The organism is Mesorhizobium sp. B3-1-6 (assembly GCF_006439555.1).
GTDB lineage: Bacteria > Pseudomonadota > Alphaproteobacteria > Rhizobiales > Rhizobiaceae > Mesorhizobium.
Genome location: NZ_VFTM01000033.1, coordinates 1 through 14,589 on the forward strand (window position 1 = coordinate 1; position 14,589 = coordinate 14,589).

Sequence of the window (14,589 nt, forward strand, 5' to 3'; positions counted from 1 at the left end):
ATCCCCAAAAATCAGCGTTGAATCTGATTTGCCGGCCTGTGGGAATCCCAATTCCTTAAATCGTCACTACGGCCTAGCCCGCGCGTATCGCTGCCAGATGCCTGGAGAATTCCGTTGTCTCCATCAGCGTCTTGCAGCGGGCGAAGCGGCCGTCGGCATAGGCTCGGAAATCGTCGGCCGGATTGTCGTTGGCGAGCTGGATCAGTCCCCAGAGCGTCCAGAGCAGATCGCACATCGCCTTGTAGATGACGATACGTCCGCGCTCCGCCGGCCTCGCCTCGCCACCGAAATAGGCGTGCATCAGTTCCTCGTCCTGACCGACATCGAATTTGCCCTCGACCGAAAGGTCGCCGAGGTCCCACAGCGGATCGTTCATGCCGGAATATTCCCAGTCGACGATCCACATCCGATCGCCCGTATCGAGGAAATTCTCGCACAGCGGGTCGCAATGGCAGGCGGCGAGCGGGATTGCGTGCGCTGCAAGGGCCGCGCGCACAGCTTCCGCCTCGCGCACCACGTCGTGATAGCCGGCGGGCAGCGCCACGTCCTTGGTCGACAAAACCTTGAGATAGTCGTCGATCATCGCGAACAATTCGAAGCGGAAGGGAAAGACCGCGCCGGAAGAGTGGAGCTTGTGGAAGGCCTGGCCGGCCCGCGCCGGGCTGCCCGGCCGCGCCTTGAATTTTTCGGGCGACATCGTCTCGGCGCCAGCAATAAAACGCGTCGCCATCAGGCCGGACGCCGGATCGGCATAGAGCACTTCGGGACTGACGCCGGCCCTGGCCGCCTCGCGCGCCGCCACCGCCTCATTGGCGCGGTTGATATATTCTTGCGTGCCCTTGCCGGGAATGCGCAGACACGCTTCGCCGGCCCTGTAGACCATGTTGGTCAGTCCGCCCAAACGCTGCAGCGGTCCGTCATAGCTTGCCAGCGCCGGAATGGCGGCCAACGCGGCGCGCGCCTCGTCCATCGTCATCCCCTTTACCATCACACGATGTTTTATAGCGGAACGGTTCCACAGTTTTTGCCGCTTGGCTACCATTGCGGATACGAATCGGCGGCGGGAGCAGAAATGGCGGACGGCAAGCACAGCGGCTCGCTAAGCGCGGCCTACGCCGCGAAGCGGCCTGAGGAAGTGGCGGCGATCTATGACAGCTGGTCCGAGACCTATGACGCCGACATGTCGGCCGCCGGCTACCGCCACCCGACGATATGTCTTGCGCTGCTTGCCCGGCACCTGCCGCGCGGCGCCGAACCCTTGCTCGACGCCGGCGCCGGCACCGGCCTGATCGGCGAATGGCTGGCCATCACCGGCTATCCCAGGGTCGAGGCGCTCGACATCTCGCAAGGCATGCTGGACAAGGCAGGCGCGAAGGGCGTCTACACTGCGCTGCATCGCCTGGCCATGGGCGACGCTTTGCCCTTCGCCGGCGGCGCCTATGCCGGCATTATTTCGGCGGGCGTCTTCACCTCGGGCCATGTCGGGGTCGAGGGACTGGACGAGCTGATCCGCATCTGCCGTCCAGGCGGCGTCATCGTGCTGACCGTCAAGAACACGCTTTGGCAGGCCGGCTTCGCCGAGCGCATCGCCGGGCTTGAGGCTCAAGGCAGGTTGAAGCGCGTCGAGGAAACGGCGCCTTATGCCTCGATGCCGGGCGAAACCGATCCCGTGCCGAGCAGGGGGCTTGTGCTGCGCGTCAGCTGACCCGCTCTGCGTGGATCAGGCCCTTATCCTTGCTCCGGCCGGATCGTACATCGGCTCGAGATGGATTTTTGCCGGCGTGCGTTCCATCGCCACCACCAACTCGTAGTCGCCAGAGGCAAGGAACTCGTCGCCGACGCCGTCGGCATTGCGCACATAGCCGCAGCCGATGTTCTTGCCCACCGTGTAGCCGTGGCCGCCGCTGGTGAGGTATCCCACCGGTTCGCCATTGCGCAGGATCGTCTCGCGCCCGACCAGCACGATCTCGGGATCGTCCACGGTGAAGCCGGCAAAACGTTTCGTCGGCGCTTTGCCGGCTGCTTTCCCCAGCGCCCTGCGTCCGACGAAGTCGGTGTTCTTGCGAAGCTTCACCGCCCAGCCGAGCCCGGCCTCCAGCGGCGTGTCGTTCGGCGTGATGTCGGAACCCCAGGCGCGGTAGCCTTTCTCCAGTCTGAGCGACTCCAGCGCGCGGTAGCCGACCGGGCGAATGCCATGCGCCTTGCCCGCCGCCATCAGCGCGTCGAAAACCTCACCGGTGGCGGCGATCGGCGCATGCAGCTCCCAGCCGAGCTCGCCGACATAAGTGACGCGCAGCGCCTTCACGCTATGGCCGGCTATTGCGATCTCGCGCGCATGGCCGAAGGGGAAGGCGGCGTTCGAGACATCGGCCTCCGTCACCGCCGACAGCACGTCACGGGCGCGCGGCCCCATCAGCGACAGCGTGCCGAAATCTTCCGTGACGTCCTTCAACCTGGCGTCAAGGCCCGAGCCGATATGGTCGCTTATCCAGGACAGATCATGCGTGCGGAAGCCGGTGCCGGTGACGATGTAGAACCGGTCCTCGCCGAGCCGCGACACGGTGAGGTCGGCCTCGATGCCGCCGCGCGTGTTGAGGAGCTGCGTGTAGGTCAGCCGTCCGACCGGCTTGTTGACGTCGTTGGCGCAGATCCAATCGAGCGCCTTCAGCGCGTCCGCGCCGGTCAGCTCGTATTTGGCGAAGGAGGACTGGTCGAAGATGCCGACCTTCTCGCGCACATGACGGTGTTCGTCGCCGACCGGGCCGAACCAGTTCTGGCGGCCCATCGAATAGACGTCCTCGGCGGCCGCGCCGTCCGGCGCGAACCAGTTCGGCCGCTCCCAGCCGAGCTTGGAGCCGAACACGGCGCGATGCGTCTTCAGCCGCTCATAGAGTGGCGAGACGATGCGCGGCCGTCCTGTCAGATACTCCTCGTGCGGGAAGCCGATCGTGTAGTGCTTGCCATAAGCTTCCAGCGTGCGGTCGCTGACCCAGTCGCGGTCGCGGTGCAGGCCGGAGAAGCGTCTGATGTCGACCACCCAGAGGTCGAGCGGCGCCTCGCCGTCGACCACCCATTGCGCCAGCACCCAGCCGGCGCCGCCGCCCGATGCGATGCCGAAGGCGTTGAAGCCGGCGCCGACGAACATGTTGGCGCATTCGGGCGCGGCGCCCAGGATGAAATTGCCATCCGGCGTGAAACTCTCCGACCCGTTGATCATCTGCTTGACGCCGGCGGTTTGCAGAGCCGGAACACGCGCGATCGCCTGGGTCATATGCTGTTCGAAGTGATCGTAGTCGTCGTCGAACAGGCGGAATTCCCAGTCGTTGGGGACGTCACCCCCTGGGAGATTGGTTGTCCAGGCCTGCGGGTTGGGCTCATAGCCGCCCATCACCAGCCCGCCGACCTCTTCTTTGAAATAGGTGCGGCGGTCGGGGTCGCGGATCGTCGGCGCGTCGTTGGCCAGTCCCTCGATCTTCTCGGTGATGATGTACTGGTGCTTGACCGGCTGCAGCGGCACGTTGATGCCGGCCATCGCGCCGACCTGCCTCGCCCACTGCCCGGCGCAGTTCACCACCTTGCCGCAGGCGATGTCGCCTTTTGAAGTCTTCACCGCCGTGATGCGGCCGTCCTTCATCGCAAAGCCGGTGACGCGCACGTCCTCGAACAGTTTCGCGCCATGCATGCGCGCGCCCTTGGCGAGCGACTGGGCGATGTCGGAGGGGCTTGCCTGCCCGTCGGTCGGCAGCCACGAGGCGCCGACCAGATCGCCGGTCTCCATCAGCGGCCACATGCGCTTCACTTCCGCAGGCGACAGCAGCTGCATGTCCATGCCGAAGCTTTTTGCCGTGGTCGCCAGCCGCTTGAATTCGGTCCAACGGTCGGCGTTCGTCGCCAGCCGCAAACAGCCGGTCATCTTCCAGCCGGTCGCTAGGCCCGTCTCGGCCTCCAGTCCCTTGTAGAGATCGACGGAATATTTGAGCACGCGCGTGATCGAGGCCGAGGAGCGCAACTGCCCGACCAGTCCGGCGGCGTGCCAGGTCGAGCCCGAGGTCAGCTTGCCCTGCTCGAGAAGCACCACATCGGCCTTGTGGTCGCGTGCCAGATGATAGGCGGTGGAGCAGCCGATGATGCCGCCGCCGATGACAACGATTTCGGCATGGCTGGGCAAAGTCATGACTTGGTCCCGTATTTCGTCCAGTAATTCTCAAGCGCCGCGTCGAGCCGGACGAGGTTTTCCTCGGTATAGGCGACATAGTCGATGCCGGGCGCGTCGAGATAAAGCTCGGAGACCATGCTCCACATCGCCTCGCGCAGCAGCGAGGCGCATTGCATGGCGGCATGCGAACGGCGGATTTCGCCGTCCGGCTCCTTCATGAAATAGGCGGTCAGGAAGGCGAAGGATTCGTCGTTGCTCATGCCGGCATTGGACGCGACGCCGGCGAGGTCGAACATCGCCGTGTTGAAGCCGGCATACTCGAAGTCGATCAACCATAGCCGCTTGCCGTCGTCGAGAATATTGGCCGGCAAAAGATCGTTGTGGCCGAAGACGATCGGCAAAAGCTTCTGCGCCCGCTCGAGCTCGTCGGCGAGCGAAAGATAGCGCGGCAACTGATCCTTCTTTCGGCTGCCGCCTTCGTCCAGCGTGCGCGCATAGTCGCGGATGACGTGGAACACCCAGAACATGAAGCCGGCGCCGGAGACGTGGTTCGGCATCTCGCGATGGAAGCCACGCAGCAGAGCCGCCACGCTGCCGAGATTGGCGCGCACATCCTCTCCGAGGAAAGTCTTGGCGCCAAGAAATTCCGTCACCAATATGCCGGGCTCGGCATAATGCACGGCCGGCGCGAAGCCCGCCGCATGCGCTGCCCGCGCCGTCATCACCTCGCGCTCGCGAAAGACATGGTGGAACGGGAAGTCCTGGCCGAAGCGCACGACATGCCGCCCGGCCGCATCCGTGACGACAAAATTGGCGTTGCTGAGCCCGCCCGGCAGCGGCTCGATCTCGATGCCGCCGTTCCAGCACGGCAGGGCGCGGATGCGGTCTTCGGCGTTCACGGCTTCGTTCCGGCCTCAGCCGGCCCCGCCCAAAATAAGGATGGCAAAAAATGAAAAAGCCTCGTCGGTGCGAGACGCCAGGATCGGTATCCCGCACCGCACCGACGAGCCCCTTGGCCAGGTATGATATCCCGGCATCCGCCCCCGCGGATTCGATAAAAACTCGCGCCTGGCTGGTTCCAGGCGATCTGGTCACTAGGCTGCGGCTCTGCCATCACCCTCCCGCGGCAGTTCCGAGCCTGTCACAAGGTTAATGTCATGCCAGGGTGGCAGAGCTGTCAATCAAAAGCTGTGACTTTTTTTGGGTGTTTTGCCCGAAAATATAAGCGACTCCTTTCAAAGCGTTGCCAAAGCCTTAAATTCGGTCAAAGTGCCGGGACATCCACATGATCCATTCGAAACGGCATGGCGAAATCCTGCGGCTCCTTAACGAGGAGGGCACGATCACCATAGCCAGCCTTGCCGAACGTCTGGGCGTCTCGCTGGAAACGGTGCGGCGCGACGTCAAGCCGCTGGCCGACGACGGGTCGGTGCTGAAGATGCATGGCGCCGTGGGCCTTGCCTCGATGGTGGGCGAGGCGCCGTTCGAGCGGCGCATGCGCGAAAATGCCGAAGCCAAGCGCCTGATCGCCAGGATGGTCGCGGCCACGATCCGCGATGGCGAGGCGATCATGCTCGACACCGGCACGACCACATCCTTCCTCGCGCGAGAGTTGCTCGGCCATCGCCGGCTGACGGTGGTCACCAATTCCTCCGACATCGCCCGCACGCTGGCGACGGTGAACGGCAATAAGGTCTATATGGCCGGCGGCGAGCTGCGCAGCGATTCAGGCGCGGCTTTCGGCATCTCGGCGATCGAGTTCGTCAGCCGCTTTTCGGTCGATCACGCGGTGATTTCGATCGGCGCGGTCGACGCCGCCGCCGGCCTCACCGACTACGAGCTGGAAGAGGCGGAATTCGCCCGCATGGTGCTGTCGCGCGGCCAGCGCTCGCTGGTCATCACCGACCATACCAAGTTCGGCCGCCAAGGACTGGTCCGGGTCTGCGGCTTCGACGGCTTTTCCGAGCTCGTCACCGACCAGCCGCCGCCACGCGACATAGCCGCCGCGCTGAGCCAGGCCGGCGCCCGGCTCAGTATTGCCGCAGCCTGACGCGCCCAGGAATGAGAGGCTAACCGAACACCAGCGACTGGTGCGCCGCAACCCCGGCCATCGCGCCGCCCGACACCGCGAAGGCGATGTTGTGCATCAGGCGCGCGGCGTCTCCAGCCGCGAAGACGCCGGGCACCGATGTCTGCTGCTTGTCGTCCACGACGATCGCCCGGCCAAGCGGGCCTTCGTTGAAGGCGCAGCCCAGCTGCTCGGCGAGCGGACTTGCCATTTCGTTGCGCGGCGCGGTGAACAGCGCCCGCACGCTTGCGCTGCGATTACCATCCAGCCTGACGACCAGACCGTCGGCGCCGTTGTTGTGCACTTCCGCCACTTTAGCCGGCTCGAACCTGATGTTGCGCTTCTCCAATGCCCGCGCCTGGTCCGTGTCCGGTTCGAACAAGCCGTCGGCGAACAGCGTGACGTCGCCCCAGTCGGAAATCAGCTCGGCCTGGTGCAGCGACATCGGTCCGGTCGCCAGCACGCCGAGCGACCCGCCGGCCACCTCGTAGCCATGGCAATAGGGGCAATGCAGCACCGTCTTGCCCCACTGCGCGGCAAGTCCTGGAACGTCCGGCAGGATGTCCCGGACGCCGGTGGCGAGCACCAGCCGTGTCGCGCCGAAGCCTTCGCCATCGTCCATCCGGACCTCGAAGCCGGTGCCGGCAGCGGCGGCCCGCTCGGCGCGGCCGTCCATTATCTTGACGGTGGGATAGGCAAGCAACTGTGCCCTGGCCTCGTCGAGGATGTCCGACGGCGCCCGCCCGTCCTGGCCGAAGAAGCCATGCGAATGCTCGGCAAAGCGGTTCCGCGGCTGCCCGGCATCGATCACCAGCACCTTGCGCCGCCCGCGCGCCGCATACATGGCGGCGGAGAGGCCGGCAAAGCTGCCGCCGACGACGATCACATCATACTGCATGGCTGGATACTCCAATCAGGTCATAACGGCGGCGGAAGTCGGCCGTCAGGTCGGCCAGCGTGATATGGCTGAGCCGCTCAGTGAGCAGCCTTTCCGCCTCCAGGCGAAAATCGTCGAGCACGGCGATCACCGCCTGCTCGACCAGGCACCCGGGACTTTCCGGCTCGGTGCTGAACGGCAGCAGCGTTTCGCCGAGCGCGGCGCTGATCTCGGCCAGCGAGATCTTGTCCGGCGCGCGGCCGAGCTGCCAGCCGCCGCCATGGCCGCGCGACGAGGTGACGACGCCGGCCTCGCGCAAGCCGGCGATGGTGCGGCGCACGACCACCGGATTGGTGTGGATGAAGCCGGCCAGTTGCTCCGAGGTCAGCGCCCGGTCGGGCGCGTCGGCCATGTGGACGAGGATATGCAGGGTCGAGGACAGTCGGCTGTTGCGTTTCATGTAACTTATATAGTTACGAATAGGGCGGCCGTCAAGTTTTGGACCTTGCCCACTTCCCAGCACCGCATTGGCCGGTGTTTAGTCCGGCCATGGCTTTCACCATCCGCCAATTGCAGTTCTTCGTCGCCGTCGCCGAGCAGGGCACCGTCTCGGGCGCCGCGCAGAACCTGTCGATTTCCCAGTCCTCGGTCACCGAGGCGATCAAGGAATTGGAGAGCGATCTCGGCGTCGAGCTGTTCGAGCGCCATCCGCGCGGCCTCAACATCACCCACAAGGGTCACCAGTTCCTGCGCCACGCGACCAAGATCCTGGCCGATGTCTCCGATGCGCGCCGCTCTTTCTCCAGCGAGCAGGCCGCCGGGGGCGGCCGCCTGCAGCTTGGCGTCACCTCGCTGGTCGCCGGCTATGTGCTCTCCGATCTGCTCGCCCGCTACCGCCGCGCCTATCCCGGTGTCGAGGTGTCGGCCATCGAGGACAATGGCGACTATCTCGAGCACCTTCTGGTCGGTGGCAAGCTCGACATCGCCGTCATGGTGACGTCCAACCTGCGCGACCGCACCGCGCTGCAGTCGGAAATCCTGGAAGTTTCGGCCTACCGGCTGTGGATTCCGCTCAGCCACAGGCTCGCCAGCGCCGACATCATCTCGATCGGCGATATCGCGTCCGAGCCGCTGATCATGCTCACCGTCGACGAGATCGAGGAGAACACCGGCAAGCTGCTGTCGGCGATCGGCGCCCGGCCGCATGTCGCCTTCCGCACCCGCTCGGTCGAGGCGGTGCGCAGCCTTGTCGCCACCGGCGCCGGCGTGGCGCTGCTGCCCGACCTCGTCTACCGGCCCTGGTCGCTGGAAGGCGACCGCATCGAATCGCGCGACGTTTCCGGTTCGCTGCCAGTGGTCCAAGTCGGCACCGTCTGGCGCCGCGGCTCGGGCCTGCCGCAGGCCGCGCGCGACTTCATCGGCCTCGCGCAGTCGCAGCGGATGGTGCGCCAGCGACTGTGATACCTATCGGTAAAACCGATATCGGCTTTCTGATAAATGAATTTGCGAAACCGGATTTTTCACAGCACCTTTCGTTCAGGGAACAAAGCCGCGCCCTGAGAGCGCTGCCCCTAGCAATGGGAGATCGATGATGAATGCATTCCTGAAGTCGTGCACGGCGCTCACAGTCGCGCTGACTTTTTCCAGTCAGGCCATCGCCCAGGTCAAGGAACTCGGCAAGAGCGAGGGCGAGGTCAACATCGTTGCCTGGCCGGGCTATATCGAGCGTGGCGAGACCGACAAGGGCTATGACTGGGTGACGGCTTTCGAGAAGGAAAGCGGCTGCAAGGTCAACGTCAAGACTGCCAACACCTCGGACGAGATGGTCTCGCTGATGAACGAAGGCGGCTTCGACCTCGTCACCGCTTCGGGCGATGCCTCGCTGCGCCTCGTCGCCGGCAAGCGTGTCCAGCCGATCAACACCGATCTGATCCCAAGCTGGAAGACCGTCGACGACCGCCTGAAGGATGCGCCCTGGTTCACCGTCGACAAGGTGCATTACGGCGTTCCCTATCAGTGGGGCCCGAACATCCTGATGTACAGCACCGACGTCTTCAAGGAAGCGCCCAAGAGCTGGAATGTCGTCTTCGAGGAAATGAAGCTGCCCGACGGCAAGTCGAACAAGGGCCGCGTCCAGGCCTATGACGGCCCGATCCACATAGCCGATGCCGCCAATTATCTGATGTTCCACAAGCCGGAACTCGGCATCAAGGACCCTTACGAGCTCAATGAGGATCAGTACAAGGCGGCGCTCGATCTTTTGCGCACGCAACGCACGCTGGTCGGCCGCTACTGGCACGATGCCGCGATCCAGGTCGACGACTTCCAGAACGAGGGCGTGGTCGCCTCAGGCTCATGGCCCTATCAGGTCAACACGCTGGTCGCCGCCAAGAAGCCGGTCGCCTCGACCGTGCCGGAAGAGGGTGTCACCGGTTGGGCCGACACCACCATGATGGAAGCCGACGCCGCTCATCCGAACTGCGCCTATATGTGGCTCGAGCATTCCCTGTCGCCGAAGGTCCAGGGCGACGTCTCGGCCTGGTTCGGCTCGCTGCCGGTCGTGCCCGCCGCCTGCAAGGGCAACGAACTGCTCGGCGAGGAAGGCTGCAAGACCAACGGCTACGAGAATTTCGACAAGATCAAGTTCTGGAAGACGCCGGTGTCGAAATGCGCCAGCCAGAACGACCAGTGCGTGCCTTACTACCGCTGGGTGTCGGACTATATCGGCGTCATCGGCGGCCGGTGATCTCCTAGTCCTCCCCTCCGGGGGTAGGTTCGAGATGCAGTGTCGGGGTGGGGGCGATCCCCACCCGAGGCTGAACCGCGACCTCTCGCGGGGAGGTGGTTCGCCGCGCGAATTTCCCAGACCCGGCTATAGACAGCCCGGCTATAGACAGACAGGCCCATGACCTCTGCCGTTTCCTTCAAACAAGTCTCGCGCCATTTTGGCAACGTGCGCGCCGTCGACGCCGTCGATCTCGACATCGTACCGGGCGAGTTCTTCGCCATGCTGGGGCCGTCAGGGTCCGGCAAGACGACCTGCCTGCGTCTCATCGCCGGCTTCGAGCAGCCGACGGCCGGCTCGATCTCCATCTTCGGCGCCCGCGCCGAGGGCGTTCCGCCCTATCGCCGCAACGTCAACACCGTCTTCCAGGACTATGCGCTGTTCCCGCATCTCAACGTGCTCGACAACGTCGCTTACGGCCTGATGGTCAAGGGCGTCGGCAAGGCCGAGCGGCTGAAGGCGGCGGAGGAAACGCTGTCGCTGGTGCGTTTGCCGGGCTATGGCGCGCGCCGCCCCGGCCAGCTATCCGGCGGCCAGCGCCAGCGTGTCGCGCTTGCCCGCGCGCTGGTCAACCAGCCCAAGGTGCTGCTGCTGGACGAGCCGCTCGGCGCGCTCGACCTCAAGCTGCGCGAGAACATGCAGGAGGAATTGAAATCGCTGCAGAAGGTGCTCGGCATCACCTTCGTCTTCGTCACCCACGACCAGGGCGAGGCGCTTTCCATGGCCGACCGCGTCGCCGTCTTCAACGATGGCAGGATCATGCAGGTCGGCACTCCGGAAGATATCTACCAGCGTCCGAACACACGCTTCGTCGCCGATTTCGTCGGCTCGTCCAACGTGCTGCCGCCGGATTTCGTCCAGCGCTATTCCGGCCAGCATCGCTGGGGAAGTCTGCGCCCGGAGTCCATCCGCATCTCCAGCGCGGCCAGCGGCGACGGCGTCGCCGCGCGCCTGGTCAGGGCCAACTACCTCGGCGCCACGACAAGGCTGGCGCTCGACGCCGATGGGTTGCGGCTGCACGCGGTCGTGCCGGCGGGCACGGCGCTGCCGCCGGAAGGCGAGGCGGTGATGCTGACCTTCAACCGCGACAGCCTGCATCTGATGGACGAGCCGGCATGACCGTGCTCGGGATAGTGGCCAGTCAGGCAGGCGAGGCGCTCTACGGCGCCCCCCTCTGGCCTGCCGGCCATCTCCCCCACAAGGGGGGAGATTGGCTGTCTCGGCGCCCCACGCATCCTTCCGACGTTGGTGACTGGCGAAATCGCAGGCGACGGCTGATCTCCCCCCTTGTGGGGGAGATGTCCGGCAGGACAGAGGGGGGCGCGAAGGATCTCGGCTTCCCCCACAATGCCCTTCAACACGCGGCGTCCCCATGACCGTCGCCGCTGTTCAATCCAACCCCACCCCCGCCATTCTGCCCGGCAGCGGCGGCCTGCGGGGTGCGCTGTCCGATCTCTTCTGGCGCCGGCCGAAGCTTCTGCTGCTGCTCATGCTCCTGCCACCAGTGCTATGGCTAGGCATCGTCTATATCGGCTCGCTGTTCGCGCTGCTGGCGCAGAGCTTCTTCTCGATCGACGAGTTTTCCGGCCTCATCAACCGCGAGTTCACGCTGAAGACCTATGGCGACCTGTTCCAGGCAGCCAATCTCGACATCATCCTGCGCACGGTGACGATGGCGGCGCTCGTCACGCTTGCCTCGGCGATCATTGCTTTCCCCATCGCCTATTACGCGGCGCGCTATGCGCGCGGCCGCTGGAAGGCGCTGTTCTATCTCGGCGTCATGCTGCCGCTGTGGTCGAGCTATCTGGTCAAGATCTACGCCTGGAAGCTGATCCTGGCCAAGGAAGGCATCCTCACCTGGCTGCTCGCCAAGCTGAACCTGCTCTGGCTGCTCGATGCCTGGCTGTCGCTGCCGATCGTCGGCGGCAACTCGCTGTCGGTCTCCTTCACCGGCACCTTCATCGTCTTCGTCTATGTCTGGCTGCCCTTCATGATCCTGCCGGTGCAGGCCGCGCTCGAACGCGTGCCCGGCAATCTGGTCGAGGCCTCGTCCGATCTCGGCGCCTCGCCCGGCCAGACCTTCCGCAACGTGCTGTTCCCGCTGGCGCTGCCCGGCATCGTCGCCGGCTCGATCTTCACCTTCTCGCTGACCTTGGGCGACTACATCATCCCGCAGATCATCGGCACCTCGCGCTTGTTCATCGGCCAGGCCGTTTATTCGCAGCAGGGCACCGCCGGCAACATTCCGTTGGCCGCCGCCTTCACCGTGGTGCCCATCGTCATCATGGGCTTCTATCTCTGGGGCGCCAAGCGCATGGGGGCTTTCGATGCGCTCTGACCGTGGCCAATCCGCTCCGCTCGGCCTGAAGATCGCCGCCGCCTGCGGCCTGCTCTTCCTGCATCTGCCGATCCTCCTGATCTTCGTCTATGCCTTCACGACGGAAGAGAAGAGCTTCGTCTGGCCGCCGCCGGGGCTCACCACGCAATGGTTCGCCGTCACCTGGAACCGGCCGGACGTCTGGGACGCGCTGTCGCTCTCCGTCCGCGTCGCCGCCATCTCGACGGCGATCGCGCTGGTGCTCGGCACGCTCTGCGCCGCCGCCGTCTCGCGGACGCGCTTCTTCGGCCGCGAGGCCATCTCGCTGCTGGTCATCCTGCCGATCGCGCTGCCCGGCATCATCACCGGCATTGCGCTGCGTTCGGCCTTCGCGCTGGCCGACATCCCGTTCTCGTTCTGGACGATCGTGCTCGGCCACGCCACCTTCTGCGTGGTCGTCGTCTACAACAACGCCGTCGCCCGCTTCCGCCGCACCTCCGGTTCGATGATCGAGGCGTCGATGGACCTCGGCGCCGACGGTTTTCAGACCTTCCGGCATGTCGTGCTGCCCAACATCGCAACCGCATTGCTCGCCGGCGGCATGCTCGCCTTCGCGCTCTCCTTCGACGAGGTCATCGTCACCACCTTCACCGCCGGCCAGCAGCAGACCGTGCCGATCTGGATGCTGGAGGAACTGATCCGCCCGCGCCAGCGCCCGGTCACCAATGTCGTGGCCATGGTCGTCGTGCTGGTGACGCTGCTGCCGATCCTCTTTGCCTATTACCTGACCCGCGACGGCGACCAGATCGCCGGTTCGGGCAAATAACCGAATTGATTAGGGAGTGACGTCCATGGACACCCAGATGCTGATCGGCTCGAAATTCGAGAAGGGCACCGAGACCGAGGAGCCGATCCTCAATCCGAAGACCGGCGCGACGATCCTCAACCTGCCCGAAGCGAGTCCGGCGCAGATCGAGGCTGCCGTCGCTGCGGCCGAACGAGCGTTCGTCAGTTGGTCGCGCACCACGCCGGCGCAGCGCTCGGGCTATCTGCTCAAGATCGCCGACCGCATCGAGGCCGAGGCGAAGGACTTCGCGGCGCTCGAAGCGCTGAATTGCGGCAAGCCGATCAACGCCGTGCTCAATGACGAGATTCCGGCGATCGTCGACTGCTACCGCTTCTTTGCCGGCGCGGTGCGTTCGATGCCCGGCCAGGTTGCCGGCGAATATATTCCGGGCCACACCTCGATGGTGCGGCGTGACCCGGTCGGCATCGTCGCTTCCATCGCGCCCTGGAACTATCCGCTGATGATGATGGCCTGGAAGCTGGCGCCGGCGATCGGCGGCGGCAACACGGTCGTCTTCAAGCCGTCGGAGCAGACGCCGCTGACGGCGCTGAAGCTGGCCAGGATCCTCGCCGAGGTGCTGCCCGAGGGCGTCGTCAATGTCGTGCTCGGCCGCGGCGACAGCGTCGGCAACACGCTGATCAACCACCCCAAGGTGAACATGATCTCGATCACCGGTGACGTCGCCACCGGCAAGAAGGTGCTGCAGGCGGCCGCCAAGTCGGTCAAGCGCACGCATCTGGAGCTTGGTGGCAAGGCACCGGTCATCGTCTTCGACGACGCCGACCTCGGCGCGGTGGTCAACGGCCTGCGCGCCTTCGGCTATTACAATGCCGGCCAGGACTGCACCGCCGCTTGCCGCATCTATGCCGGCAAGAAGATCTACGACAAGCTCGTCGCCGACCTCTCTTCCGCCGTCTCGACCATCAAATACAACCAGCCGGACGACACCGAGAACGAAATCGGGCCGCTGATCTCGCGCCGCCAGCGCGACCGCGTGTCGAGCTTCGTCGAGCGCGCTTCGGAACTGAAGCACATCGAGATCACCACCGGCGGCAAGCCGGGCGAAGGCTCCGGCTTCTACTACCAGCCGACCGTCATCGGCGGCGCGCTGCAGGAAGACGAGATCGTGCGCCGCGAGGTGTTCGGTCCGGTCGTCTCGGTCACTCGCTTCTCCGACGTCGATGAAGCGGTGAACTGGGCGAACGACAGCGACTACGGCCTGGCCTCGTCGGTATGGACGAAAGACGTCTCGCGCGCCATGGCGACGGCCGCCCGCCTGCAATATGGCTGCACCTGGATCAACACGCACTTCATGCTGACCAACGAGATGCCGCATGGCGGGTTGAAGCAGTCCGGCTACGGCAAGGACATGTCGCTCTACGCGCTGGAGGACTACACCGCCGTCCGCCACGTGATGGTGGCGCACGGCTAGCGCCTTCTGCCTCTTCCCTTGTGGGAGAGGTCGGATTGCACCGATTTGCGAAGAGCAATTCGGAGGCAATCCGGCCTCGGCGCGACGACCCCTGTGTCGGCGGGATC

The 14,589-nt window shown here is 65.0% G+C and carries 13 protein-coding genes; 8 read left to right on the top strand and 5 right to left on the bottom strand.

Annotated elements, in window-relative coordinates; translation table 11 throughout:
• Window positions 1-73: 73 nt before the first annotated feature.
• Window positions 74-976, bottom strand: a complete 903-nt coding sequence (locus FJ414_RS25050) for a phosphotransferase family protein (RefSeq protein ID WP_140647055.1) — start codon at window positions 974-976, stop codon at window positions 74-76.
• Window positions 977-1,072: 96 nt separating this feature from the next.
• On the opposite strand from FJ414_RS25050, the gene FJ414_RS25055 reads away from it, so the two are divergent.
• Window positions 1,073-1,705: a class I SAM-dependent methyltransferase gene (locus FJ414_RS25055; RefSeq protein ID WP_140647056.1), complete on the top strand. Its 633-nt coding sequence runs from the start codon at window positions 1,073-1,075 to the stop codon at window positions 1,703-1,705.
• Between the two features lie 15 nt (window positions 1,706-1,720).
• On the opposite strand, the gene FJ414_RS25060 is transcribed toward FJ414_RS25055, so the two are convergent.
• On the bottom strand, window positions 1,721-4,174 hold the full coding sequence (locus tag FJ414_RS25060) for an FAD-dependent oxidoreductase (protein WP_140647057.1): 2,454 nt from the start codon (window positions 4,172-4,174) through the stop codon (window positions 1,721-1,723).
• The gene (locus tag FJ414_RS25065) at window positions 4,171-5,055 is read right to left on the bottom strand and encodes a phosphotransferase family protein (protein WP_140647058.1); all 885 of its coding nucleotides are present in this window, start codon (window positions 5,053-5,055) and stop codon (window positions 4,171-4,173) included. Before FJ414_RS25065 ends, FJ414_RS25060 begins: the two co-directional genes overlap by 4 nt.
• 386 nt (window positions 5,056-5,441) lie before the next feature.
• Between FJ414_RS25065 and FJ414_RS25070 the strand changes: the two genes are divergently transcribed.
• Window positions 5,442-6,206 carry a DeoR/GlpR family DNA-binding transcription regulator gene (locus FJ414_RS25070; RefSeq protein WP_140647059.1) on the top strand — a complete coding sequence of 255 codons (765 nt, stop codon included), beginning with the start codon at window positions 5,442-5,444 and terminating at the stop codon, window positions 6,204-6,206.
• Between the two features lie 19 nt (window positions 6,207-6,225).
• On the opposite strand, the gene FJ414_RS25075 is transcribed toward FJ414_RS25070, so the two are convergent.
• Both FJ414_RS25075 and FJ414_RS25080 read right to left on the bottom strand, forming a co-directional pair.
• On the bottom strand, window positions 6,226-7,122 hold the full coding sequence (locus tag FJ414_RS25075) for an NAD(P)/FAD-dependent oxidoreductase (protein WP_140647060.1): 897 nt from the start codon (window positions 7,120-7,122) through the stop codon (window positions 6,226-6,228).
• Complete coding sequence (locus FJ414_RS25080; RefSeq protein ID WP_140647061.1) at window positions 7,112-7,561, bottom strand: Rrf2 family transcriptional regulator; 450 nt, start codon at window positions 7,559-7,561, stop codon at window positions 7,112-7,114. Before FJ414_RS25080 ends, FJ414_RS25075 begins: the two co-directional genes overlap by 11 nt.
• An 89-nt stretch (window positions 7,562-7,650) precedes the next feature.
• Between FJ414_RS25080 and FJ414_RS25085 the strand changes: the two genes are divergently transcribed.
• The 6 genes from FJ414_RS25085 (at window position 7,651) to FJ414_RS25115 (ending at window position 14,482) form a co-directional block, all read left to right on the top strand.
• Window positions 7,651-8,562 (top strand): LysR substrate-binding domain-containing protein, encoded by a 912-nt coding sequence (locus FJ414_RS25085; RefSeq protein WP_140647062.1) that lies wholly within the window; start codon window positions 7,651-7,653, stop codon window positions 8,560-8,562.
• 130 nt (window positions 8,563-8,692) lie between these two features.
• Window positions 8,693-9,847, top strand: a complete 1,155-nt coding sequence (locus FJ414_RS25090; RefSeq protein ID WP_140647063.1) for an ABC transporter substrate-binding protein — start codon at window positions 8,693-8,695, stop codon at window positions 9,845-9,847.
• A 159-nt stretch (window positions 9,848-10,006) separates the two neighbouring features.
• Window positions 10,007-11,005 carry an ABC transporter ATP-binding protein gene (locus FJ414_RS25095; protein WP_140647064.1) on the top strand — a complete coding sequence of 333 codons (999 nt, stop codon included), beginning with the start codon at window positions 10,007-10,009 and terminating at the stop codon, window positions 11,003-11,005.
• A gap of 253 nt (window positions 11,006-11,258) precedes the next feature.
• Window positions 11,259-12,224, top strand: coding sequence for an ABC transporter permease (locus FJ414_RS25105; protein WP_140647065.1), 966 nt, complete (start codon window positions 11,259-11,261; stop codon window positions 12,222-12,224).
• Window positions 12,214-13,029, top strand: a complete 816-nt coding sequence (locus tag FJ414_RS25110; RefSeq protein ID WP_140647066.1) for an ABC transporter permease — start codon at window positions 12,214-12,216, stop codon at window positions 13,027-13,029. The genes FJ414_RS25105 and FJ414_RS25110 overlap by 11 nt, the downstream gene beginning before the upstream one ends.
• 25 nt (window positions 13,030-13,054) lie before the next feature.
• On the top strand, window positions 13,055-14,482 hold the full coding sequence (locus tag FJ414_RS25115) for a gamma-aminobutyraldehyde dehydrogenase (RefSeq protein WP_140647067.1): 1,428 nt from the start codon (window positions 13,055-13,057) through the stop codon (window positions 14,480-14,482).
• The last annotated feature ends 107 nt before the right edge of the window (window positions 14,483-14,589 follow it).

Excerpts from the sequence above, each read along its gene's own strand:
- FJ414_RS25095 (WP_140647064.1), top strand. The coding sequence starts at position 10,007 with ATGACCTCTGCCGTTTCCTTCAAACAAGTCTCGCGCCATTTTGGCAAC.
- FJ414_RS25050 (WP_140647055.1), bottom strand. The coding sequence starts at position 976 with ATGACGATGGACGAGGCGCGCGCCGCGTTGGCCGCCATTCCGGCGCTG.
- FJ414_RS25085 (WP_140647062.1), top strand. The coding sequence starts at position 7,651 with ATGGCTTTCACCATCCGCCAATTGCAGTTCTTCGTCGCCGTCGCCGAG.
- FJ414_RS25070 (WP_140647059.1), top strand. The coding sequence starts at position 5,442 with ATGATCCATTCGAAACGGCATGGCGAAATCCTGCGGCTCCTTAACGAG.
- FJ414_RS25105 (WP_140647065.1), top strand. The coding sequence starts at position 11,259 with ATGACCGTCGCCGCTGTTCAATCCAACCCCACCCCCGCCATTCTGCCC.
- FJ414_RS25115 (WP_140647067.1), top strand. The coding sequence starts at position 13,055 with ATGGACACCCAGATGCTGATCGGCTCGAAATTCGAGAAGGGCACCGAG.
- FJ414_RS25055 (WP_140647056.1), top strand. The coding sequence starts at position 1,073 with ATGGCGGACGGCAAGCACAGCGGCTCGCTAAGCGCGGCCTACGCCGCG.
- FJ414_RS25060 (WP_140647057.1), bottom strand. The coding sequence starts at position 4,174 with ATGACTTTGCCCAGCCATGCCGAAATCGTTGTCATCGGCGGCGGCATC.
- FJ414_RS25080 (WP_140647061.1), bottom strand. The coding sequence starts at position 7,561 with ATGAAACGCAACAGCCGACTGTCCTCGACCCTGCATATCCTCGTCCAC.
- FJ414_RS25090 (WP_140647063.1), top strand. The coding sequence starts at position 8,693 with ATGAATGCATTCCTGAAGTCGTGCACGGCGCTCACAGTCGCGCTGACT.
- FJ414_RS25075 (WP_140647060.1), bottom strand. The coding sequence starts at position 7,122 with ATGCAGTATGATGTGATCGTCGTCGGCGGCAGCTTTGCCGGCCTCTCC.
- FJ414_RS25110 (WP_140647066.1), top strand. The coding sequence starts at position 12,214 with ATGCGCTCTGACCGTGGCCAATCCGCTCCGCTCGGCCTGAAGATCGCC.